Here is a 25,339-nt window from a genome sequence, read left to right on the forward strand (position 1 = left end):
TTAATCGGAGGACTTGGTATGGCCCCAAGCGCCAACATCGGAGACGATGCAGCAATATTTGAGCCTGTCCATGGTTCTGCCCCTGATATTGCAGGAAAAAACATTGCAAATCCCACTTCAGCAATTCTGTCGGGTATAATGATGTTAAGATATATTGGCGAAGAAGAAGCAGCATTAAAAATTGAAAATGCATTGAAAAAAGTTTTGAAAAACAAAGATCTTCACACCAAAGATATTGGCGGACTTCTGAGTACAACTGAATTTAAAGATGAATTAATAAGAGAATTATAATAATAAAAATGAAATCAAAAAAATCTCTTGGGCAATAATACTGTTTGAGAGATTTTTAATTTTTTTGTGCACTGCGCCAGAATATATTAAGATTTATTAAGAAATTAGGAATTCGTTGAAATATCAGTAAAGAATTTTATTTCAATTTATAACAAAATTCGATATATTCTATATAATGTTTATATTTCAGCATTTGTTATACTTTGTTAAAATAAATCTATATATTGTGCTGTATTGACACTTTAATGGGTTGATGCTACAATATGTAGTATCACTTTAAACGTATTATTTATAAAAGAACTATAGAAAAAGAGGGATGGGTATGATTAAGATATTAAAAAGAACGGGACATTTTGTCGATTTTAATGCTGAAAAAATTGATAATGCAATTATCAAGGCTATGAAAGAAACTAAGGATGGCGTTGATGAAGGACTGGCTAGAGAAATAAGCATTAGAATTCAAGACGAATTATCAAACAAAAATTTTCCGATACCAGTTGAGATGGTACAGGATATGGTTGAAAATGAACTGATGGATAGCAAGAGAAAAGATGTTGCTAAAAGATATATTCTATATAGATATGAAAGAGATAAGTCAAGAGATTCTCGAAAAAGAAAAGATTATAAACTTTTAAGTGAAGAATTCATAAGTAAGTATAAACATATTGGTTCTCCTATGAATCAGCTTGGAAACTTTGTTTATTACAGAACTTATTCCAGGTGGCTTCCTGAAGAAAGAAGAAGAGAATATTGGTGGGAAACTGTAAGAAGGGCGGTTGAATACAACTGCAGTCTTGTTCCTACTAAAAAAGAAGAAGCAGAACAGTTATATGATAATATTTTTAATTTAAGACAATTTTTATCAGGAAGAACATTTTGGGTTGGAGGAACTCCTGTTTCATACAATTACCCAATGGCAAATTTCAACTGTGCATTTGAAATAATAAATGATTTCCATGCTTTCAGAGATTTGTTTTATTTATTGATGATAGGTTCTGGAGTTGGTGTAAGAATATTAAAAAGCGATGTTGAAGAACTTCCAAAAGTGAGAGCTAATTATAAAATTATGCACGAAGATTATTCACCTACTGAAAAAGCTAAAAGGGAAGACAATACAGGTGTGGAATTCAGTCAGAATAATTCTGTAAAAATAACTGTTGGAGATAGCAAAGAAGGCTGGGTACAGGCACTGGATCATTTCTTAAGCATAATAAACAGCAGTGAATACAGAAATGTTAATACTGTTATTATAAATTATAACAATGTACGACCAAAGGGTGAAGTTCTTAAAACTTTTGGTGGAACTGCAAGCGGTCATTCAAGCATGAAAAACATGTTTAGCAAAATAGATGCGGTAATTAAAAAGCGTGGTGCTATTGATGGCAAAGAACGCTTTAAATTAAAACCAATTGATTGCCTTGATATTGCCAATATCATAGGAGAGAATGTTGTTGTGGGTGGAGTAAGAAGAACTGCAGAAATAATGCTTATTGATTATGACGATTCTGATTGTATCGAAGCAAAAAATAAGCTTTATAAACAAATAGACGGACAATGGATTGTTGACAAAGATATAATTCATCGCTCAATGAGCAACAACTCTATTTATTACAGGAAAAAGCCTACAAGGGAACAATTGAAATGGCAAATTGAACAAATGCGTTTTTCAGGAGAACCTGGATGGGTTAATGAAGAAGCGGGGAATAAGAGAAGAACAAATATGAACGGAGTTAACCCGTGTGGCGAAATTCTCTTAGACAATAAAGGATTGTGTAATTTAACAACCATCAATGTATTTGCTTTTGTAGATGAAAATGGAATACTGGATGAAAAAGGATTATTGAGGGCTCAGCGTTTGTCAGCAAGAGCGGGTTACAGAATGACATGTGTAGAGCTTGAATTGTCACAGTGGGATAGAGTTCAGCAAAGGGATAAACTTACAGGATGTTCATTGACAGGGTGGCAGGATATGGTCAATGCTGCAGCGCTTGATAAAGAGCAGCAAGCATCACTTTTAAGAAAACTGAAAGATGTAGCCAAGGATGAGGTAGAACGCTATGCCGGAGAAATTGGTGAAAGTGCTCCTATTTTAGTTACAACAATTAAACCGGAAGGAACATTGTCACAGCTTCCTGGAGTATCAAGTGGTGTACATTATTCTCACTCTCCATATTTTTTAAGAAGAGTAAGAATTAACAGTCATGATCCATTAGTGAAGGTTTGTGAAGAACTTGGATATTCAATTCATCCTGAAGTTGGACAGGAAATAAAAACTTGTACAACCAAAGTTATTGAGTTTCCTGAAAAAGCACCTCGTGGCATAACAAAATATGACGTTACAGCTATTGAACAATTGGAGAACTATAAATTGTTCATGGAAAATTATGTTGATCACAATTGTTCTATTACAGTGCATGTAAGAGACAATGAATGGGAACAGGTTGAACAATGGGTATGGGATAATTGGAATGATGTTGTTGCTCTTTCATTCCTGTCATTAGACGATAGCTTTTACCAGCTGATGCCTTATGAATCAATAACGGAAGAAGAATACAATAAACGATTAAAGGAAATGAAACCATTTATTCCTTCACTCTTAAGCAAGTATGAAGTACAAGAAGAAATATTGGATATTGGAAATGAAGGCTGCGATTCTGGAATATGTCCAATAAGATAATAATTGATTAATTTAAAAGGTTGCTTCTTAAAGCAGCCTTTTTGTATACAAACCTGTTATTTTAGGAAAACTAAACCAGTCTCACATCATTAACACTACTATCTTAAGAATTTGTAAATTAATTCAAATTTAATTTGAATATTATGTTAATATTAGGGCAAACGTGGTATAATACATATATCAATTTATAGGAGATAAAATGTTTGATATACAGGAAGAGTTAAAAAAAGTACCCGATAACCCCGGTGTATACTACATGAAAAATGAATTTTGCGAAATAATATATGTAGGCAAAGCCAAAAATTTAAAAAAAAGGGTAAGACAATATTTCCAATCTAAAAATCATACTCCTAAAATCCAAGCTATGATTAAAAATATTTCTGAATTTGAATATATCATAACTGACAATGAAGTAGAAGCATTAATACTTGAGGCAAACTTAATTAAAAAGTACAGGCCTAAATACAATACATTGCTTAGAGATGACAAGCAATATCCATATATTAAAATTTCTGTTCAGGAAAAATATCCTCGTATTTACAAAGTCAGGGAAGTCAAAAAGGATGGAGCAAAATATTTTGGTCCCTATCCCAGCGTGTATGCAGTAAATGAAATCATAGATATAATTGGCAGTCTGTACAAGCTGAGAAAATGTTCTTTAAAACTTGACGGTACAAAGAAAAATCAGAGACCATGCTTGAATTATCATATAAACAGATGCACAGCTCCTTGCATGGGAAATATCAACATAAAGGAATATAGAGATGAAGTTAATAAAGCAATAAGTTTTTTGTCAGGCAAGGAAGATGACTTGTTATTGTCATTAAAGGAAAAAATGTTGAAAGCTTCTGAAAATATGGAGTATGAAGTGGCCGCGAAATATCGAGATCAAATAAATGCTATTGAATTAATTGCAGAAAAACAAAAAATAGTATCTGCTAACTCAAGCACCGATCAAGATGTTATAGGTAGCGCAATGGGTATAGAAGAGGCTTGTATACAAATTTTCTTTATTCGAAACGGAAAGATTATGGGAAGAGAGCATTATCTCCTTACCAATATAGAAAATGAAACAAGAGAAGAAATAATAAGTTCCTTTTTATCGCAGTTTTATACAGGCACGGTGTATATTCCTAAAGAAATATATATTGAAGCCGAAATAGAAGATATGGAAGTGTTTGAAAATTTAATGTCTAAAAAAAGAGGAAACAAAGTTTCTTTAAAAGTTCCTGCTAAAGGCGAGAAAAGCATGCTTATAAAAATGATTAAAAAGAATGCTCTTGAAATTTTAGAAAAAGGAAGCCAAAGAATAAAGAAAAACCTTGACGAAAGCATGAAAGCTGTTGAAGAACTTAAAAATATTTTAATGCTTGATGAATTGCCAATGCGTATTGAAGCATATGATATTTCAAATATTCAAGGTGTTGAATCTGTTGGCTCGATGGTAGTGTTTGAAAAGGGCATCCCTAGTAAAAGCAATTACCGCCGTTTTAAAATAAAAACAGTTAATGGTCCAAATGATTACAAAAGCATGGAAGAAGTTCTTGAAAGGCGAGTAAATAGAGGACTAGACAAAGGTCAAGATTTGAATGGATTTAATAAAATTCCTGATTTGATTTTGATTGACGGAGGAAAAGGACAAACTAATATTGCGGAAGGTGTCTTGAGCAACTACGGACTGCATATACCGGTATGTGGTATGATCAAGGATGACAAACATACAACGAGAGGCTTGATATATAATAATAAGGAAATAGAATTCAAAAAGACGGATACTGTGTACCGCTTTATATACAAAATACAAGAAGAAGCTCATAGGTTTGCAATTGAATATCATCGAAATTTAAGGGATAAGACATTATTTAAGTCAGACCTTGACAATATCGAGAACATTGGGGAGAAAAGAAAATTAAATTTACTTAGAGAATTTGGATCAGTTGAAAATATAAAAAATAAAAGTGTGGAAGAATTGTCCGCTGTTTCGGGAATGAATGTAAAAGCAGCAGAGTCCGTTTATCATTATTTTAATGAGTAATAATAAACAATTAGAATAAGGATGGTAATTATATGCAGTACGTTAAACTTGAGGATTTAATAAACTATATAGGACTAGAAAAGGTTTATTATCCGGAAGATATACAATCTAGAATTTATACGCCTGAAATAATAAGACCAGGTCTTCAAATAGCAGGATATTTTGATTGGTTTTCTTTTGAAAGAGTTCAAGTTATGGGAAAATCAGAAACCTATTATATCAAGACTTTGGATGAAGAAGTAAAAAAACAAAGATTAGATAAATTTTTTAGCTTTCCTATACCAGCTCTAATTGTTGCAAATGATATGGATATAGATGAAGATATGATTTATTATGCAAAAAAATACAAGAGGCCTGTTTTAAAATCATATGAAAAAACAGACAAATTAGTAAATGTAATGATAAATTTTCTGGAGGAAGAACTTGCAGAAGAAACAACAATTCATGGAGTGTGTCTTGAAGTTTTTGGTGTGGGTGTATTGATAAAAGGGAAAAGTGGTGTTGGAAAAAGCGAAACTTCTCTTGAACTTATAAATAGGGGACATAGACTGGTTGCAGATGATGCAGTAATAATAAAAAAAGTAGACAATGGATTAAAAGCAACGTGCCCTGAACTTACACAGCATTTAATGGAAATCAGAGGAATAGGAATACTTGATATTAAGCATTTGTTTGGAGTCGGGTCCATAAGGCTGGAACAATATATTGAATTGGTTATTGAACTTGAAGATTGGGATGAAAGCAAAGAATATGATAGGATAGGTGCGGATGAAGAATATACTGAAATACTTGGTGTAAAAATTCCAACCGTAGTAGTTCCGGTTAAACCTGGAAGAAACATATCTGCAATTGTAGAAATAGCAGCTAAAAACTACAGGCAAAAATTGTTAGGGTATAATCCGCTTGAAACATATAATAAAAAGTTTCATAATTTAACACGAAAATAAAAATGAATTTTTATAACATTATCTTGCAAAAAAAATAAGTTTTTTATTTGTTAATAGTTTAATTAAATATATATGAAAACGTTGAATGACTAATTTTAGCAAGATTAGTATTGGGTATTGGTTTATTTTATAAGCTTGCTTAACAATAATAGTAAATATTGCATTATTTGTGGTTGCAATTAACAATTTTATAAGATATAATCAAAGTCGGTATTGATTTTAATAAACAATATTATTAACGGTTACATTATATAATAACAATATATAGGAGGAAACATTAATGTCAAAAGTTATGAAAACTATGGACGGAAATACAGCTGCGGCGTACATATCATATGCGTTTACAGAAGTAGCTGCAATTTTCCCTATAACACCTTCTTCACCAATGCCTGAATTAGTGGATGATTGGGCTGCACATGGTAAAAAGAACATATTTGGGCAGACTGTAAGAGTAACTGAACTTGAATCAGAAGCAGGAGCATCAGGCGCTGTTCACGGTTCATTGCAAGCAGGTGCGCTGACATCAACCTACACAGCATCACAGGGATTGTTGCTGATGATACCAAACATGTATAAAATTGCAGGAGAATTATTACCAGGAGTATTCCATGTAACAGCAAGAGCGTTAGCTGGCCATGCATTGTCTATTTTTGGAGATCACTCTGACGTTATGGCAGCAAGACAAACTGGTTTTGCTATGTTAGCATCAAGCAGTGTTCAAGAAGTAATGGATATTTCAGCTGTTTCTCACTTAACAGCTATAAAATCCAGAGTTCCTTTTTTAAATTTCTTTGATGGATTCAGAACATCACATGAAGTTCAGAAAATTGAACAAATAGATTATGAGGATTTAGCAAAGCTTGTTGATATGGATGCTGTAAAAGAATTCAGAAGCAGGTCTTTAAATCCTGAACATCCTGTAACTAGAGGAACCGCACAAAACCCAGACATATTCTTCCAAGCAAAAGAAGCTTCAAATAAATTCTATGATGCTGTTCCTGATATTGTAAATGATTACATGAAAGAAATGAGCAAAATTACTGGAAGAGAATACAAACCATTTAATTACTATGGTGCTCCAGATGCTGAGCATGTAATAGTAGCAATAGGTTCAGTTACTGAAACTGCAAGAGAAGTAATTGACTATTTGACTGCAAAAGGTGAAAAAGTTGGTATGGTAATAGTTCACTTATACAGACCTTTTTCTTCAAAGTATTTCTTTGATGTTATGCCTAAGACTGTTAAAAAAATAGCAGTGCTTGACAGATGCAAAGAACCAGGTTCAGTAGGTCAGCCTTTGTACTTAGACGTAAAATCATTATACTATGAAGAAGAACAACAACCAGTAATAGTTGGTGGAGTCTATGGTTTGGGTTCAAAAGATACTACACCTGCTCAGATATTTGCTGTATACAACAATTTGAAAGCAGATAAACCTAAAAATGATTTCACAATCGGTATTGTTGATGATGTTACTTTTAAATCATTAGAAACACCTGCAGTAGTAAACACTTCAGCTCCTGGAACAGTTAGATGTAAATTCTGGGGACTTGGTTCTGACGGAACAGTTGGAGCGAATAAGGATGCTATTAAAATTATCGGTGATCATACTAACATGTATGCTCAGGGATATTTCTCATATGACTCTAAAAAATCAGGCGGAGTAACTGTATCTCATTTAAGATTCGGTAAATCACCAATAAGATCAACATATTTAATAGATGAAGCTGACTTTGTTTCATTGTCACAACAATCATATGTTTCAAAATATGATGTATTGACAGGACTTAAAAAAGGCGGAACATTCTTGTTAAATACAATCTGGTCACCTGAAGAATTAGAAACTAATTTGCCAGCTGAGTATAAAAAATATATGGCAGATAACAACATTAAATTCTACACTATTAATGCTACTCAAATTGCACAAGAAATAGGACTTGGAAACAGAACTAACATGATTATTCAATCAGCATTCTTTAAATTAGCTGATGTTATACCTGTTGATGAAGCAGTTGGATATTTAAATGGTGCTATTGTTAAATCATACGGTAAAAAAGGTGAATCAATAGTAAATATGAATAAAACTGCTGTTGAAAAAGGAATTTCAGAACTTGTTGAAATAAAAATACCTGCAGAATGGAAAGATGCTAAGGATACAAGTGATAACAGCGGATTGGTTTTACCATTCACAGATGAAGAAAAACCTAATTTTGTTAAAAATGTTGCTGAAGTTATGAACAGACAAGAAGGAGACAGCCTTCCTGTAAGTGCATTTTTAGGCATTGAAGACGGAACATTCCCTCAGGGAACAGCTGCATATGAAAAAAGAGGTGTAGCAACAAGTGTACCTAAGTGGATACCTGAAAATTGTATTCAATGTAATCAATGTGCATTTATCTGCCCTCATGCATGTATCAGACCACAATTAGTAAATGCGGAAGAAAAAGCAAATGCACCGGAAAACTTTACAACAATTAAAGCAACAGGAAAAGGACTTGAAGGTTTAGAATACAGAATGCAAGTAAGTACTTTAGACTGTACAGGTTGCGGAAACTGTGTTGATGTTTGTCCTGCTAAGAACAAAGCATTAGTAATGGTTCCGATTGCTGAAGAAGTTGAAACAGAAATTCCAAACTGGAAATATGCAAGTGAATCAGTTTCAATTAAAGATAATTTAATGGAAAAAACTACTGTAAAAGGCAGCCAGTTCTGCAAACCATACTTTGAGTTTTCAGGAGCATGTGCAGGTTGCGGAGAAACTGCATATGTTAAAACTATTACTCAATTATTCGGCGACAGAATGATGATATCAAATGCTACTGGATGTTCATCAATTTGGGGAGCATCTGCACCAGCTACACCATATACAACAGATGCAAATGGAAGAGGACCTTCATGGGCAAACTCATTGTTTGAAGACAATGCTGAATACGGATTTGGAATGGCAACAGCTGTTAGACAAATGAGAGATTCTATCCAATTATCAATGGAATCATTGTTGGATAAAAATATTGATTCAGAAGTAAAAGCAGCTTTCCAAGAATGGATTGCAGCCAGAGAATTAAGTGAAGAATCAAAAGCAGCATCTGCGAAAGTTCTTGCAGTTCTTGAAGGATATAAACCATGTGATGAATGTGTGGCTGCGGTAAATAATATTCTTGACAAAAAAGATTACTTAATTAAAAAATCTCAATGGATAATCGGTGGAGACGGATGGGCATATGATATAGGATACGGCGGATTAGACCACGTGTTGGCATCAGGCGAGGATATTAACATTCTTGTTCTCGATACAGAGGTTTACTCAAATACAGGCGGTCAGTCTTCAAAGTCTACTCCAACTGCTTCAGTTGCTAAATTTGCAGCTTCAGGCAAGAAAATTAAGAAAAAAGACCTTGGTATGATAGCAACAACATATGGCTACATATATGTAGCGCAAGTTGCTATAGGTGCTGACAAGAATCAGTTCTTGAAAGCATTGAAAGAAGCAGAAAGCTACAACGGACCATCATTGATTATCGCTTACGCTCCATGTATCAACCACGGAATTAAAGCAGGAATGGGTAAGACTGTAGACAGAGAAAAGAAAGCTGTAGAAGCTGGATACTGGCATTTATACAGATTCAACCCACTTCTTAAAGAAGAAGGAAAGAATCCATTTGTATTAGATTCTAAAGAACCAAAAGCTTCATTCAGAGAATTCCTTGAAGGCGAAGTAAGATATGCTTCATTAAAAGGATCATTCCCAGAAACAGCTGAAGAATTATATGTTAAAGCAGAAAAAGATGCTAAAGACAGATATGACGGTTATGTAAGAATGGCTGAAATGAAATATTAATAAGAAAAGTATTTTTAAGACAGTTCTTATAAAAGAACTGTCTTTTTTGATCTAAAAAATGCAATGGGGACTGTCCCCATTGCACCCATTTCAGAATGAAACTGTGATGTGCAATGTTTTATGTTGTAACAAAGAAAAAAGTGTAGTAAAATATATAATGTAGCTGTTAGGATTTAATTGCAGTAAGTTAGTTTCATCATCGATGAAAACGATAACAGAACATGCAGTGTTAAAAATACAAGGAGGCGGGGAACATGTTTAAAAAATCAGTTTCAATGGCATTAGTTATTATAATGGTAATTTCAATACTAACAGGATGTGGGGTTAATGAATTAGGGTATTTGAATTTATCAAAGGAAATAGGAAATGTAACACAATTTAGTTTTAATAACAGCACTCAAATTGAAATTTCAAAAGAAGCGGCAGGAGATGATTACAATGTTGACTTGAATTTGAAAGGTGTGGTCAATATTGAAGATTTGCAGTCAATGTACATGTCTTTTGATTTAATTTTCAAAGTCAATGAATTAGGGATAGAAGAACCTATTAATTTTAAAATAGCAGACAATAAATTATACGTTTCTAAAAATTCCATATTAGAAATAGTTGCTTATGAAAACTTGTTAAATGGTGCTTCGGAAAGCGAAAAAATAATAGAAGAAATGTATAATAGTGAATTAAAAGAGATTGAATACATTTTATTGACTGATTTAGACGAAACGCAAGGCATGCATTACGAAGTTTCATACACAGATTTATATGATGACGCAATGGAATATTTAACAACAGCCTTTAAAGGATTTGATTCTAAACTAATAACTAAAGTGACCAATGGTTATTCCTTGGAACTTACTCCTGAAAGTACCGTGGAATTTATTGAAAGGTTGATTACATATATAAGTGAAAACAAGGAATTGGTTTTTGATGAAACAGTGAAATACGTTGAAAAAATCTACAACAGCACTGAATTTGAAGATGTGACAGCAGAAGAAAAAGAAGAACTAATTGCAGAATTAAAAGCTAGCAGACAAGATTTTTATGATTTTATTGATGAAGCAGTTTTAATATTGGAAACGGATGAATTAAAATTATATGAAGAAATGTTTCAAGGCAGTAGAATAAAAGAAAAAATTTATAAAGAAGGGAATTCGTATAGACAAATATGTCAGGCAGAAATAGTATATGAAAATTCCCTAATGGGCAAATTGTCTTCTAATACTGTGATTACACCTCAGGTTGTTGAAAAAATTGATGTAACAGAAGGAATAATAGCAATAGATGAACTTGAAGACTTATATAATAAGACAGAAAATAAAATTAATCCAGTGAAAAAAATTCAACTCCAGTGGTATGCTGACGATCTCTGCGTACAAGTAGATATATCGAGATTAGATGGAAAGGCAGACTGGGATTCTCAGCCTTATTCATTAATAGAAGACAGAGTTTATTTACCTTTGAGATATATTGGTGAGCAATTTGGTGAAGAAGTGCAGTGGGACAATGAATATAAAAAAGCTTATGTAGTAAGAAACAATGAAAAGATTGATATGACAGGCTTATTGATAGATTCTAAAACCATGGTAAAAGTTAGAGATTTCGAAAAGTTAGGATATAAAATAAACTATAATCAAGTTGAAGGATTGTCAACAGCAACAATAGAAAAGTAAGCAATAAAAAAATCCGAAGGAATTCGGATTTTTTATTGCTTTATATTTAAAATAAACAATGTTGAAAATATTAATAAAAGCAAAAGAATAAGAATATTAATTGCTGTAAACACTGCAAGATACTTAACAGGTTTTGAATTTTCCGTTTTAACATATAATTTAAAAGAAATTAAACTTGCCAAAGAAGCAACAAGAGTACCAAGACCTCCAACATTTGTGCCAACGATCAAAGCTTTATAGTTTTCTGTGAAATTAGAAAGAAGAACTGCGGTAGGTACATTGCTCAATACCTGACTTAAAAGAATCGAATAAATTAATTCATGGTTTTCAATAAGCAAAGATAAATAGTTCTTCACAGGTTCAATATTTCCTATATTTCCAGTAAATATAAAAAAGAATACAAATGTCGCCAGCAAACTGTAGTCAACTTTAAGTAATAAATTTTTGTCTAATAACATAACTGCTGCAAAAACAATTGCTAAAGTAATTCTATAATCAACAAATCGAAAAACTGTAGTCAGGCACAAAACAAACAAAAGCATATATAAAATCATTTTTCTTTTATCAGCAATTTTTCCTGTTGTATTAAACTGTACATTAATAAGTTCTCGCTTACCAAAAATAGAAAAAGCAAATATCAATATTAACCCTGCTAAAGTAATCGGAAGTGTTATTTTAAAAAATTCTGAAACTTCCATATTGAAAAAAGAATAAAGATAAAGATTTTGAGGATTTCCAACAGGAGTGAGCATACTTCCAAGATTTGCAGCAACTGTCTGCATTACAACAACGTTAATCAAATGTTCAGTTTGAGCGGTAATTGTAAGAACTAAAATTGAAAATGGAACAAAAGTAATTAAAGCTACGTCATTAGTAATAAGCATTGAACTAAAAAAACAAATTAATACTAAACTTAAAAAGAGTCCTCTGGTATTCCTGGAACCGGATGTCATTTTTTCTGCCAGCACATTGAACAGTCCTATTTCCTTTAGGCCTGCAACTATTACCATAAGGCAAAAAAGTATTGCCAGAACTTTAAAATCAATGTATGATAAATATTCTGCTGAAGGTGGAACAAAACAAGACGTTATTAGTGCTGCAACAAATGATATTATTAATACGGCTTCTTTTTTAAGAGTTATTATAATTTTTTTCATATGTATCTCCTGAAATTTTCAAATCACAAGGGACATTATATCACAAATGAGATTTGTTTTTAAGAAGTATTTTTATAAAAAAAGACAGATGAAACGTCTCCGTGTCTGTTTCACATGTCTGCTTTTTTGTCCTTGTAAAATTAAGAAAATTACAATATAATTAGTTGATATACTAATACTTACAAAATTTTAACAACATAGAGGCTATGATGATAAAAATAAAAATTAAGGAAGCTGCTGAAATATTAAATGCACAGTGCATTGGCGGCTGTGAAACGGACAAATATATAATCGGCACATGCATAGATTCAAGAAAAGTTAATGAAAACAATCTTTTTGTTCCTATTAAGGGGCTTACTACAAATGGGCACAGCTACATAAGCGATGCAATAAAAAAAGGTGCAGTGGCTACTCTTTGGAATAAAGATGAACCTAATCCACCGGAAGGTATTGCAGTTTTATTGGTTGATGACACAGTAAATGCGTTGCAGGAATTGGCGCTTGCTTACAGAAACAAGCTGAACGTTAAAATTGTTGGAGTAACAGGAAGCAACGGTAAAACTTCCACAAAGGACATTACTGCAGGCATACTGTCTCAAAAATATAAAACTCAAAAAACCATGGGCAATTACAATACTGAAATAGGAGTTCCATTTACAATTTTAAGTCTAGATGAAGACTGTGAAGTTGCTGTTATAGAAATGGGAATGGAAAGAAAAGGCGAAATCGACTTTTTAACTCGTCTTGTACAGCCTGATATAGGAATAATTACAAGTGTTGGTCTCGTTCATATAGATAATTTTTCTTGTATTGAAGAAATTGCAAAAGCAAAGTTTGAAATTGTTAATGGAATAAAGGACAATGGACTATTTATTTATTTTGGTGATGATGAGTTAATTGAAAAAACAGTAAAAGATACTGAAATTAAAAGCAGTATAAGAAAAGAAACTTTTGGTCTTCAAAAGCACAACACTTTGTGGCTTGAAGAATTTAAGGAAGATATAGATGGTATAACATTCAAAGTAAGCGATGAAAATTTTGAAGAACTCCACGTTGAAATGCTTGGAAAACATCAAGCTTTAAATGCCATGGCGGCAATACTGGCTGCAAAAGAACTCGGCATGAACTGCGAAGAAATCCGTATGGGCTTATTAAAAATCGAAAAAACAGGACTTCGAAATGAAGTTATAAAAATAAATGAATGTACTGTTCTTAATGACTGTTACAAATCAAATCCGGTGAGCATAAACGCTGCTTTGGAAATATTTGAGTTATTCAATTCAAACAAGAAAATCGCAGTGTTGGGTGATATGCTTGGTTACAGGGAAATGAGCCATGACACCCATTACAATGTGGGCAAAGATTTAGCTCACCACAACATTGATGAACTTGTTACAATTGGTCAAGAAGCTAAATTCATGGCAAAGGGAGCAAGGGAAAATACAAACATTAAAAATATTGTAGAATTTGATACAAAAGAAGAAGCAACTGAATATTTAAGCAAATATATAGAAGAAAATTGCACAATGCTTATTAAGGGATCGAGGTTTTTAAAGCTTGAATATATAGCAAATAAATTAAAGGATTGCGCATTAAAAGAAACGGAGGGGAAAAATGAATAAAACTAAACTAGCGATATTGTTCGGTGGCAAATCTGATGAATATTCAGTTTCATTGCACTCTGCTGCAGCAATTATTAAAAATGTTCCGCAGGAATTGTTTGATGTTACGCTGATTGGCATTACCAAGGATGGAAAATGGCTTCACTTTGAGGGAAATGCAGATAAAGTTAATGATGACACATGGCACAAGGAAAAACTCAGCCCTGTTTTATTGAGCATGGACAATGATTTTAAAGGCTTCATAAAGCTTGACGAAGAAAACAACACATTTAAGAAAATAGAGATTGACTGCATTTTTCCTGTTCTTCACGGTCGAAATGGCGAAGATGGAACAATTCAGGGACTTTGTCAAATGACAGGAATTCCTTTTGTGGGATGTGATATGACTTCATCTGCTGTATCAATGGACAAGGAATTCACCCATGTTATTTGCGAAATGGCAGGAATTGCAACAGCACCTTTTATGGCAGTTGTTAACTCAAGCACTCTAAATATAAAGAAATTGTATGATGAAGCATATAAAAAACTGTCTCTTCCTATGTTTATTAAGCCAGCCAACAATGGCTCATCTTTAGGAATAAGCAAAATAAGAAACTATGATGAATTTGAAAAAGGTATTATGGAAGCTTTTGAATATGATCACAAAGTTATTATCGAATCAATGATACAAGGCTTTGAAATAGGTTGCGCAGTTGTGGGCAATGAAGAGCTTACAATCGGTGAAGTAGATGAAATAGATACAAAAAATGACTTTTTTGACTATGTTGAAAAATATTCTCAGCACAATTCTAAAATTTACTGTCCTGCACGCATAAGCGATGAATTGAAAAAAGAAGCAAAACAAGTAGCTGAAAAAACATACAGAGCGTTGCGTTGCAAAGGACTGTCAAGAGTAGACATGTTTGTTACTCCTGAAAACAAGATCTATTTAAATGAAATAAATACTATTCCAGGGCTTACTGATTTAAGCAGATACCCATCCATGCTTAAAAAAATAGGTATAGAATATAAGGACTTAATTGTAAAATTAGTTGATTTGGCAATGGAGAAATAAGAAAAGATTAGCAATTGACAAGTAATGAAGCGGCAATATATAAACAGCCGATAGATAAACAAACAATAGGAGATTCTTCGAGCTGCGCTCAAAATGACAGTGCTTGCATGTCAAACTGAACACGGTGAAAAATCTCCTATATTTTTTTATTTTAATCCAAGTATAACTCTTGCTTCATCTGGCGTTGCAACTTCACGTCCAAGTTCCCTTGACATTTTTGCAACCCTTTCGACTAATTGAGCATTAGATGTTGCCAGTTCGCCCTTTTTATAATAAATATTATCTTCAAATCCTGTTCTTGCATGACCTCCTAGTATTATAGCTGCCATATTTAAAGGAAGCTGATATCTTCCAACACCTGCAACAGTCCAAGTGGAGTCAGACGGTATTGATTCTACCATGTATAATAAATCTCTCAATTCTCCACCCATTGCTCCGGGAACTCCAAGAACAAAATCAAAATGCATAGGTGTTTTGATTAATCCTTTTTTAGCCAAACGAATAGATGAATCAACCATTCCTTTTTCAAAACATTCTAATTCTGGTTTAACTCCTAATTCATTCATGCGTTTTGCAAATATTTTGATATTTTCTTCTGTGTTCATAAATACATCATCCGCAAAATTGCAAGTACCCATGCTTAATGTTGCCATTTCAGGACTTAATTCAATCGGTTGCATTCTTTGTTCTGGAGTGTGCCAAGTAGCTCCTCCTGTTGATGGTTGGAAAATAATGTTGCACTTAGCTTCGATTTTTTCTTTAATTTCTTTGTAGACTTCATAATCTTGTGTAGGATTGCCCTCTTTATCCCTTGCATGAACATGAACCATTGATGCTCCTGCTAAATAACATTGATATGCTGCCTCAGCAATTTCATCTGGTGTAAGAGGAAGATTTGGTTGTTGTTCTCTTGTTACTTCTGCTCCGGTCAAGCAAGCAGTAATAATTAATTTTTCCATTGTAACCTCCAATTTTATAATTTTTTGCCTAGTTCCATTTTACCGTATTTGAATAATATAGTCAATTATTCGTGAAAATTTAATTAAATTTTAGTATATTATTGATAACAAAAGGAATAAAATTACAATGCATCATACTTCACAAAATTATTCATATATGCTATACTATTCGTAATATAACCGAAAAGGGAGATAAAAAACATGGATAGAGAATTGGCATTGAATATAGTGAGAGTTACAGAAGCAGCAGCTCTTGGCTGTGGTAAATATATGGGCAGAGGAAATAAGGAAATAGCTGATCAGGCAGCAGTTGACGGAATGAGAAGCATGTTTCAAGTTCTTGATATTTCAGGTACTGTTGTTATAGGCGAAGGTGAATTGGATGAAGCGCCTATGCTTTATATAGGAGAAAAAATAGGAACATGGGAAGAAGGTTCTCCGGAAATAGATATAGCTGTAGATCCTCTTGACGGAACAAAACTTGTTGCAAAGGGGTTGCCTGGGGCATTGGCTGTTGTAGCTGTAGCTCCAAGAGGATGTTTGCTTCATGCTCCTGATATGTATATGCATAAAATAGCAGTGGGACCGCAAGCAGCAGGTTGTATAGACATTACCGCACCTATTGAAGAGAATTTGTACAATGTTGCAAAAGCATTGAATAAGGATATTACTGAAGTAACCGTAATAATGCAGGATAGAGATAGACACAGCGATTTTATAAATAGAGCAAGAGCTGTTGGAGCAAGAATTAAACTTTTTGGAGACGGGGATGTTGCTGCCGCTATTGCTACATGTTTTGACGAATCAGGAGTTGATATGATGATTGGTAAAGGCGGAGCACCTGAAGGAGTTATTTCTGCAGCAGCTATCAAGTGTCTTGGGGGAGAATTTCAAGGAATTTTAACACCTGATAATGAAGAAGAAAAAAGAAGATGCAAAGAAATGGCTGGAGACAAATGGGACAGAGTTCTTTTAATGGAAGACTTAGCAAAAGGTGATGACATTATTTTTGCTGCAACAGGAGTATCTGACGGAGAACTTTTAAAAGGTGTAAGATATATGGCGAACAACAGGGCCAGAACATTTTCAATGGTTACACGTTCTAAATCAGGAACAATCCGTTTTATTGATACAATCCATGTTTTAGATAAAAAACCTCTTTATGCATATGTTAAATAATGCAACATAAAACTCAAGTATCTGGTACTTGAGTTTTAAAAAAATTGCAATTTTTACATGGCTGCATAGGGAATATTATTCTTGACTATTAATTAATTAAATGATATCATTGTAGCACTTACCTAACACTCACCTTAATTTTCCTAGAAATAGCAAAAACCAAATATTGTATGTGGAGGTTTTTTATGGAGAAAAACCAATTGACGAGTTTGAAACTTTCAGAGCTTAAGGAACTGGCAAAAACTAAAGGAATTCATGATGCCTATAAATATAAAAAAGAAGAATTGCTTATAAAGTTAAAAGATTATTATGAAAATTTGAACGAATCGGAAAACAATGACGGAACAATCAATAATGAAATTGAAATTGAAGAAGATATAAATAACGATAACCAATTAATGAATTTACCAGAAAAAATTGTTGAAGAAATTGAATCAAGCGGAGAAGATGCAGTAAAAGTAGTAGGTATATTGGAAACACACCCTGACGGGTATGGTTTTTTAAGAACCAATAATTATTTAACCAGTGATGAAGATGTATACATATCTCCTTCTCAAATCAGAAGATTTCACATGAAGACCGGCGATAAAATTACAGGAATCACGAGACCTCCAAAGCAAGGTGAAAAATTCAAAGCATTATTGTACGTAAAACAAGTAAATGATGAAAATCCAGAGTTTGCAAGAAACAGAAAAGATTTTGACACACTCATCCCTATATATCCCAATGAAAGAATAAAGCTTGAAAAATCTCCTATTGAAATTACAATGAGAATAATAGATTTAATAGCACCTATAGGAAAAGGACAAAGAGGTATGATTGTAGCGCCTCCAAAGGCTGGAAAAACAACTATTTTAAAAAACATGGCAAACAGTATAGCTGAAAATTATCCTGAAATTGAAATAATTATGTTGTTAATTGATGAGCGTCCTGAGGAAGTTACAGATATGAAAAGGTCCGTCAAAGGAGATGTAGTTTATTCAACTTTTGATGAACTTCCTAAAAATCATATTAAGGTTGCAGAGATGGTTTTAGAAAGAGCTAAAAGACTTGTAGAACAAGGCAAGGATGTTGTTATATTGCTGGACAGCATCACAAGACTTGCAAGGGCATACAATCTTACAATTACACCAACAGGCAGGACATTGTCAGGAGGACTCGATCCTGGAGCTTTATATGGACCAAAAAGATTTTTTGGTGCTGCAAGAAACATTGAGTTTGGCGGAAGTTTGACAATACTTGCTAGTGCTCTTATTGAAACAGGAAGCCGTATGGATGATATGATATTTGAAGAATTTAAGGGTACGGGAAACATGGAAATTCATCTTGACAGAAAGCTTTCAGAAAAAAGAGTATTCCCTGCAATTGATATAAATAAGTCCGGTACAAGAAGAGAAGAACTTTTGCTAAATGGCGAAGAAATGCAGACTATCTGGCAGTTAAGAAAAGCTTTGAGCAATTTTTCAGTAGCAGATGTTACTGAAAGAATAATCGATGGTTTGATAAAGACCAAGTCAAATGATGAGTTTGTTAAACAGGCATCAACACAAATGTTAAATATAGAAAAAATGAAAGATGATCTTGTTGACAGAAATTATTAGATTTAGTATCATGAAAAAATTAGAAGCAAAAAAACATTGTATTATATAAAACCTTATGATATAATACTGAAGGTAAATTGATAATATTATGTAATTAATATATAGATTAAGAAAGAGGTGAACAGGATGAAAAAAGGAATACATCCAGATTATAAAACTGTTACTGTACACTGTGCATGTGGAAATACATTTGAAACTGGTTCAGTATTAGACGAAATCAAAGTTGAAATATGTTCAGAATGCCATCCATTCTTTACTGGTAAACAAAAGTTTATCGATAAAGGCGGAAGAGTTGACAGATTTAAGAAAAAATACAACATGGAATAATTTGCAAATGCACTTCAGGGCAAATCCGACAATATTTCGGATTTGCTTTTTAGTTTTGCAAAAAATCAGGAACACATCATTAACAACAACTGATTGTGTTCCTTTATATTATTTAATTAGAATTATATTAATAAAATGTTCCTATAATTTCAACAGGTTTGTTTACTAAACCACTAACCATTCTAATGTTATTATCTTCAAGTGTTATTAAACAACAGCAGGAAGGACCTCCGGAATTTTTTAAATTCACAGAAATATTATTCTTAAATTTAAAATTAAGCTGATTGTATTCACACAATTCTTCTAATTCCGCTGCAGTTCCTCTTGAACCTACAGGAACAATTTCTTTTATAAAATCACAAAGATACAAAGTTTCAAAATCGTCAACATCTAAAATTTTTTCAGGATTATTTACCACATCATTTCCTACAAGAGGAAGACCCAGAAGCATGCATACATCATTTTCAGCGGTTTTTTTATATTTTAACTTATTTTTATCGCATATGCCTATACAAGTTACACCCATAGAAGTTTGAACGGTCTTTATATTTTCTTCAGTGCTTCCTGTCAAATGAACTTTTGTTGATAATTTTGACAACACTTCCTGGAATCCTTCTATGAGTTGTTTCCCCGTATCATTCATTTCAACAGCAAGACCGTCAGCCATTATCATAGGAGTAAATCCCATGCTCATAAGTTCAGCAAGAACAACCTTTCCGGTCTGGTAAGCAGTAAGCTGCGGGGAGGCCTTCACAACATCATGTTCCTTGCATCCTATTCCACCGCAAGAATCGCAGGCAATTCCCAAATATCTGTTTTCATCTATACTGATTACAGTTAAGTCTCTAATTTGTTTTATTTCCACTTTAATCTCCTTGGACAATAATACTAATTTTACCACATGCAGCAAATTTTTTACAAAGAACCAATTATTGTATTTTATAAAATTAGAATTACTATATGTACATTCGTACAACTATATACTTTAATCTTTATCTATTTAAATTTAACTGCTGTTCCATAAGACATAACTTCAGCTGCTCCGGCCATGACGGATGCGGAGGCATAACGAATATTTACAATGGCGTCAGCTCCCATAGCTTCTGCTTCTTCAACCATTCGCTTTGTAGCAAGAGCACGAGCGTCGTTCATCATTTCATTGTAAGCCTTTAATTCTCCACCTACTAAAGTTTTAAACCCTTGAGTAATATCTTTGCCGATATTTTTGGTTTGGATGGTACTTCCTTTTACAATACCTAGCATTTCAAATTCTTTTCCGGAAATATAATCAGTATTTACTAAGATCATCTTCTTCACCGCTCCTTATTTCTTTTATTCTTTCTATTAATACATAAATGCTAACGCCAATAAGCGCTAGTGGGATAAGAGAACCAATAATTTTCCCAATCGTAGGAATTGGTATATAAATACATGTAACGAAGAATACAACTAAATATGCAACAAGTAAGACTGTAATAACCATTGGAGCTATAAGCTTTTTATTAGAACTTTTCATACGAAAATCTCCTCTCTTGTATAAATTATATCATCTAAATCTTAATATACAAGAAAAATATAAGTAAACGTAAAACTTCACCTAAATGCACAACTTAACTAGTACTTAGATAATTATTTGTAATAAATTAATATTTAGTCATTATGCAAAATTTTATTTATTATTCTAAGAGGCGAATAATGGTAAAATGAAAATAGGAGTGTGGAATGTTGTTGTGCATTGTATTTTTTTGTGCTATAATTATTTAAAAATTACCATAATGAGGTCAGGTGGTTAAGTTGTCGCATCAAGCAATATACAGAAAATTCCGTCCTAAAATATTTGATGATGTACTAGGACAGGAGCATGTTACGAAGACTTTAAAAAATCAAATATTGTCGGATAATATCGCGCATGCTTATCTTTTCAGCGGTATTAGGGGTACAGGAAAAACATCAACTGCTAAAATATTTGCAAGAGCAGTAAATTGCCTTAACAATCATGATGGCAATCCTTGCAATGAATGCGAAATATGCAAAAGCATATTGGATGAAACCAATATGGATGTCATAGAAATGGATGCAGCTTCAAACAATGGAGTTGAAGATATAAGAGAACTCAGGGATAAAGTAAAATTTCTTCCTGTAAAAAGCAAGTACAAAGTGTATATAATCGATGAAGTTCACATGCTGTCAAAAGGTGCATTCAATGCACTTTTAAAAACTCTCGAGGAACCGCCCGAACACTTGTTATTTATTCTTGCAACAACAGAACCTCAAAAAATACCAGCAACGATTTTATCAAGATGTCAAAGGTTTGATTTAAAAAGAATTAAATCTCAAGTCATTGTAGAAAATATGAAAAACATATGTGATGAAATCAATGTTAAATATGAAGAAAAGGCATTAAAACTCATAGCTGCAAATTCAGAGGGTGCAATGAGAGATGCTTTAAGCATATTAGACAGATGCGTTTCCTTCAATAACGACTTGGTTGATTATGAAACGGTAATAAATTTATTGGGAACAGTAAATTATCAGGTCATAATGAAAGCAGCAAATTCTATAATGGAAAAAAGCATTGAAAAAACTATGGCTATAGTTGATGATATTTTAAATAGTGGAAAGGAAATTACATTTTTCCTTGATGAATTGATAATATGCTTTAGAAATATGCTTATTATAAAAACAACCAATTCAATAGATAGTTTAATGAGAGTATCAGAAGACGAAGTAGAAGAACTTAAAAAAGCAAGCACAAGAGTTTCGGTTGATGAAATTGTCAATATAATTGAAGAATTATCAACTGCTCAGTTAGAATGTAAACGGTCATTAAATCCAAGGGTTTTATTAGAAACCAAGCTAATAAAAATGATTCATACAGTAAATCATACAGATATGGATGTTCTTATTAAAAGAATTGAAGACCTTGAAAATAATGTAAAAAATGATAATACAGATGTAAAAAAGCAAACAAAAGCACCTGTGAAAAAACAAGAAGTTTTACAAGATAGTAAAGTTGCAACAGAAACAAAGAAAACGGATACTTTAGAAAGAACGAGAAATCGAGAAGTATCAGAGCCGGTGCAGGAAAAAAAATCATTTGAAAATAAAAGTGATGAAGCTATTTTTAATGCCATAATTAAAGGATGGCAGACAATTCTCAGGAAAGTAAGAAGTGAAAATGCCGGATTACAGGCTATTATCAGAGAATGCAATCTTACAGAAGTTAATAATAAAAAAGCAGTATTTGAATTCGATGCAAAATTTACATTTCATATAAATGCTGCGAACCAACCTAAAAACAAGTTAAAATTCAAGGAAATTTTAAGCAACTTTTTAAATGAAGATTGTGAAGTTGAATATATTATAAAAAAAGAAGAAAAATCCAGTAAACCCAAGCAAACAATAGAAGATATATATGAAGATTTAAAAAATGAATTTGGTGAAGAAATAGTAGAATTTAAGCAGGAGGATTGAAATGAGTAAAGGTAGAAGAATGCCAATGGGAATGCCAGGTGGAGGAGCCGGCAATATGAACAACATGATGAAACAAGTTCAAAAAATGCAAAAACAAATGGAAGATATGCAAAAGGAACTTGAACAAAAGGAAGTAGAAGCAACTTCAGGCGGTGGAGCAGTTACAGTAAAAGTTACTGGTAAAAAAGCACTGCTAGAAGTTAAAATAGATCCAGAAGTTGTAGATAAAGATGATGTTGAAATGCTTGAAGACATGATAGTAGCCGCTATTAATGAAGCTTTCAGAAAAGCTGATGAAATGATGGATAGTGAAATGAAAAAAGTTACTGGCGGAGTAAGTATTCCAGGGTTGTTATAATGGAACGATTTACACCACCGATTACAAAATTAATAGAAGAGTTTGCTAAACTTCCCGGTATAGGAAGAAAATCAGCTCAACGTCTGGCTTTTCATGTTTTGGACATGAAGGGCAGCGAAGTGGTGGAATTGGCAAAAGCAATAGTAAATGCTAAGAAACTTACAAAACATTGTAAAATATGCGGTAATTTAACAGAAGGAGATGTTTGCAACATCTGCGGAAATATCAAAAGAGACCATTCGACAATATGTGTTGTAGAAGATGTAAGAGATATTGCAGCAATGGAGCGCACCAAGGAGTATAAAGGACTTTACCACGTTCTGCATGGAACAATATCACCTCTGGATGGAATAGGTCCGGATGAAATAAATATAAAAAATCTGATAACCAGACTTAACGCAGATGTAACAGAAGTAATTCTCGCTACAAATCCCACAATTGAAGGAGAAGCTACAGCCGTCTATATTTCACGATTAATAAAGCCGTTGGGGATTAAGACTACACGTATAGCCCACGGTATTCCGGTTGGCGGAGATATTGAATATGCCGATGAATTAACTTTAATGAGGTCAATGGAAGGCAGAAGAGAAATGTAGTCTCAAAAATTTTTTTGTCCCCCCAAAATAATCTCTTATCAAAAATCAAAATAGTTTTATCAAAAAGCACATTCAAAGGACTTTCCCCTAAGTCCAAAGCGTGCTTTTTTTATTTTGACCTATATTTTGATGGATAAAGAGAAAGATAGAGAAAAGAAGAGAATGGAAAAGAATGATAGAAAAAGATATATAGAAAAACCTAAACCAAATGGGATAGTTTACTTGAAACGTTTTCTCAACAAGGGTATAATCATTGTAAGGGTATTATTGGGGAATTGTATACAAGATAGCAGTTAATTACGTTAAGGGGGGTGGTGTATTTTGCCAATTCAGCATTTAATAAAACAAATAATTTTGCTTCTCGTCACATGAGAAAGAATGCGGTTGATCAACAATGGAGGCAGAAAACAATGCTCAGCGGAGGATTTGCTTTCAAATTAAAGTGAAGCAACATAGTTGTAGACTATAATTTAAAAAGGTGAGGAGAATTTAAATGAAAAAGAAATTTTGGAAAAGAGCATTAATATTATTGATATTCTTTTCAATTGTGTTTGGTAATAAAAAACAGGAAGCAAAAGAAACACCACAATTTGAAACAGAGAACACTGTTAAACAGAAAACAGAAGAACCAATCAAAGAACCAGAAACAACAGAAGAAGTAACAACTAATGAAACAAAAGAAGAAACAAAAGAAGAAATCCAAAACGAAGAAACATCATTAATTGATCAAAATGAATCGTTTGAAGGATATAAAATTATTGAAGTTGATGGTGGGAATTTATCTGGTTATAGAGAACTAAGTGTAGCAGTAGATGTAGGTTTTGGCGATAGAAAATACTGGGCATTTACAAACGAATACGGACAGTTAGTAAGAGTAATTGCAAAAGAAATAATTCTACAGGATGAATATAACGAGCCAGTTACAGATGGTAGATATTACGAAGATGAAGCAAAAGTACCAGGTACAGAATCAGACACTTTAGATGAAGGGCATGTTATTGCAGATAGTCTTGGTGGGGTTTCAAATGCATACAATATAACACCTCAAAATAGCACTCTTAACCGATATGGAGATCAGGCATATATGGAAAAAGTTATAAGAGATGCCGGAGGGTGTAGTGATTTTGAAGCAATTATCACATATCCAAATACCGAAACTCAAATTCCAAGTAAATATAAGTATACGTATACATTAAAGGGAAATGTTATTGTAGATGAATTTGAAAATGTAAATCCTGATGAATACAATAAGGCAAATGGTATTACAGGAAATGAAACAACTACAACAAATAATAATGAAGTACATGACATAAGTAGTATTGATACAAATGTAAATGGACAAGTATCAATTAAAGAAGCAAAAGCAGCAGGGTTTAAGATGCCTATAACAAAGGATCATTGGTTATATCAATATATGACAGATGGTGACGGAGATGGTATGGTTGGCGAATAAATTATGTTTTTAGAAAACAAAGAATTGTCATATATAGGATTATCATGATAAGTGGTATATTTAAATAATAGGGTAGAATAATTTACCAATTCGATGTACAATAT

At 32.9% G+C, this 25,339-nt stretch carries 20 protein-coding genes; 15 read left to right on the forward strand and 5 right to left on the reverse strand.

Annotation, left to right across the window (positions count from 1 at the left end; genetic code table 11):
• The 6 genes from SA378_RS05620 to SA378_RS05645 all read left to right on the forward strand — a co-directional run.
• A partial coding sequence (locus tag SA378_RS05620; protein ID WP_318525005.1) for an isocitrate/isopropylmalate family dehydrogenase occupies positions 1 to 291 on the forward strand: 291 nt, incomplete at its 5' end.
• A 322-nt stretch (positions 292 to 613) separates the two neighbouring features.
• Positions 614 to 2,968 carry a ribonucleoside-triphosphate reductase, adenosylcobalamin-dependent gene (nrdJ, locus tag SA378_RS05625; protein WP_318525006.1) on the forward strand — a complete coding sequence of 785 codons (2,355 nt, stop codon included), beginning with the start codon at positions 614 to 616 and terminating at the stop codon, positions 2,966 to 2,968.
• Positions 2,969 to 3,167: 199 nt separating this feature from the next.
• Positions 3,168 to 5,003 (forward strand): excinuclease ABC subunit UvrC, encoded by a 1,836-nt coding sequence (gene uvrC, locus SA378_RS05630; RefSeq protein WP_318525007.1) that lies wholly within the window; start codon positions 3,168 to 3,170, stop codon positions 5,001 to 5,003.
• A 32-nt stretch (positions 5,004 to 5,035) separates the two neighbouring features.
• Positions 5,036 to 5,950 (forward strand): HPr(Ser) kinase/phosphatase, encoded by a 915-nt coding sequence (hprK, locus tag SA378_RS05635; protein WP_318525008.1) that lies wholly within the window; start codon positions 5,036 to 5,038, stop codon positions 5,948 to 5,950.
• 280 nt (positions 5,951 to 6,230) lie between these two features.
• The gene (gene nifJ, locus SA378_RS05640; RefSeq protein WP_318525009.1) at positions 6,231 to 9,788 is read left to right on the forward strand and encodes a pyruvate:ferredoxin (flavodoxin) oxidoreductase; all 3,558 of its coding nucleotides are present in this window, start codon (positions 6,231 to 6,233) and stop codon (positions 9,786 to 9,788) included.
• Between the two features lie 254 nt (positions 9,789 to 10,042).
• Entirely contained in the window at positions 10,043 to 11,455 is a 1,413-nt protein-coding gene (locus tag SA378_RS05645) for a stalk domain-containing protein (protein ID WP_318525010.1), read from the forward strand.
• 32 nt (positions 11,456 to 11,487) lie between these two features.
• Here SA378_RS05645 and SA378_RS05650 read toward each other — a convergent pair whose 3' ends face one another.
• Positions 11,488 to 12,612, reverse strand: a complete 1,125-nt coding sequence (locus tag SA378_RS05650) for an SLC13 family permease (RefSeq protein WP_318525011.1) — start codon at positions 12,610 to 12,612, stop codon at positions 11,488 to 11,490.
• Between the two features lie 209 nt (positions 12,613 to 12,821).
• Between SA378_RS05650 and SA378_RS05655 the strand changes: the two genes are divergently transcribed.
• Complete coding sequence (locus SA378_RS05655; RefSeq protein WP_318525012.1) at positions 12,822 to 14,234, forward strand: UDP-N-acetylmuramoyl-tripeptide--D-alanyl-D-alanine ligase; 1,413 nt, start codon at positions 12,822 to 12,824, stop codon at positions 14,232 to 14,234.
• Positions 14,227 to 15,288 (forward strand): D-alanine--D-alanine ligase family protein, encoded by a 1,062-nt coding sequence (locus SA378_RS05660; RefSeq protein WP_318525013.1) that lies wholly within the window; start codon positions 14,227 to 14,229, stop codon positions 15,286 to 15,288. The genes SA378_RS05655 and SA378_RS05660 overlap by 8 nt, the downstream gene beginning before the upstream one ends.
• Before the next feature lie 146 nt (positions 15,289 to 15,434).
• Here the strand turns inward: SA378_RS05660 and SA378_RS05665 are convergent, their stop codons facing one another.
• Positions 15,435 to 16,247, reverse strand: a complete 813-nt coding sequence (locus SA378_RS05665; RefSeq protein WP_318525014.1) for a 3-keto-5-aminohexanoate cleavage protein — start codon at positions 16,245 to 16,247, stop codon at positions 15,435 to 15,437.
• Positions 16,248 to 16,448: 201 nt separating this feature from the next.
• Here SA378_RS05665 and glpX point away from each other — a divergent pair, with 201 nt between their 5' ends.
• The 3 genes from glpX to rpmE all read left to right on the forward strand — a co-directional run bounded on the left by glpX (position 16,449) and on the right by rpmE (position 19,354).
• Entirely contained in the window at positions 16,449 to 17,426 is a 978-nt protein-coding gene (gene glpX / locus SA378_RS05670) for a class II fructose-bisphosphatase (RefSeq protein ID WP_318525015.1), read from the forward strand.
• Between the two features lie 185 nt (positions 17,427 to 17,611).
• Positions 17,612 to 19,027, forward strand: coding sequence for a transcription termination factor Rho (gene rho / locus SA378_RS05675; protein WP_318525016.1), 1,416 nt, complete (start codon positions 17,612 to 17,614; stop codon positions 19,025 to 19,027).
• A 126-nt stretch (positions 19,028 to 19,153) separates the two neighbouring features.
• Positions 19,154 to 19,354 carry a 50S ribosomal protein L31 gene (rpmE, locus tag SA378_RS05680; RefSeq protein WP_318525017.1) on the forward strand — a complete coding sequence of 67 codons (201 nt, stop codon included), beginning with the start codon at positions 19,154 to 19,156 and terminating at the stop codon, positions 19,352 to 19,354.
• 127 nt (positions 19,355 to 19,481) lie between these two features.
• On the opposite strand, the gene SA378_RS05685 is transcribed toward rpmE, so the two are convergent.
• From SA378_RS05685 to SA378_RS05695, 3 genes are all read right to left on the reverse strand, one after another.
• Positions 19,482 to 20,219, reverse strand: a complete 738-nt coding sequence (locus SA378_RS05685; RefSeq protein WP_318525018.1) for an AIR synthase related protein — start codon at positions 20,217 to 20,219, stop codon at positions 19,482 to 19,484.
• Positions 20,220 to 20,350: 131 nt separating this feature from the next.
• Positions 20,351 to 20,662 carry a YbjQ family protein gene (locus SA378_RS05690; protein WP_318525019.1) on the reverse strand — a complete coding sequence of 104 codons (312 nt, stop codon included), beginning with the start codon at positions 20,660 to 20,662 and terminating at the stop codon, positions 20,351 to 20,353.
• Positions 20,643 to 20,870, reverse strand: a complete 228-nt coding sequence (locus tag SA378_RS05695; RefSeq protein WP_318525020.1) for a hypothetical protein — start codon at positions 20,868 to 20,870, stop codon at positions 20,643 to 20,645. Before SA378_RS05695 ends, SA378_RS05690 begins: the two co-directional genes overlap by 20 nt.
• A gap of 269 nt (positions 20,871 to 21,139) precedes the next feature.
• Between SA378_RS05695 and dnaX the strand changes: the two genes are divergently transcribed.
• The 4 genes from dnaX (at position 21,140) to SA378_RS05715 (ending at position 25,235) form a co-directional block, all read left to right on the forward strand.
• Positions 21,140 to 22,828, forward strand: coding sequence for a DNA polymerase III subunit gamma/tau (gene dnaX / locus SA378_RS05700; RefSeq protein WP_318525021.1), 1,689 nt, complete (start codon positions 21,140 to 21,142; stop codon positions 22,826 to 22,828).
• A 1-nt stretch (position 22,829) separates the two neighbouring features.
• Positions 22,830 to 23,186 (forward strand): YbaB/EbfC family nucleoid-associated protein, encoded by a 357-nt coding sequence (locus tag SA378_RS05705; RefSeq protein ID WP_318525022.1) that lies wholly within the window; start codon positions 22,830 to 22,832, stop codon positions 23,184 to 23,186.
• Complete coding sequence (gene recR / locus SA378_RS05710) at positions 23,186 to 23,782, forward strand: recombination mediator RecR (protein ID WP_318525023.1); 597 nt, start codon at positions 23,186 to 23,188, stop codon at positions 23,780 to 23,782. Before SA378_RS05705 ends, recR begins: the two co-directional genes overlap by 1 nt.
• A 493-nt stretch (positions 23,783 to 24,275) precedes the next feature.
• On the forward strand, positions 24,276 to 25,235 hold the full coding sequence (locus SA378_RS05715) for a DNA/RNA non-specific endonuclease (RefSeq protein WP_318525024.1): 960 nt from the start codon (positions 24,276 to 24,278) through the stop codon (positions 25,233 to 25,235).
• Positions 25,236 to 25,339 lie beyond the last annotated feature (104 nt).

This window comes from Sedimentibacter sp., from assembly GCF_033447055.1.
In the GTDB taxonomy this organism is placed as follows: Bacteria; Bacillota; Clostridia; order Tissierellales; family Sedimentibacteraceae; genus Sedimentibacter.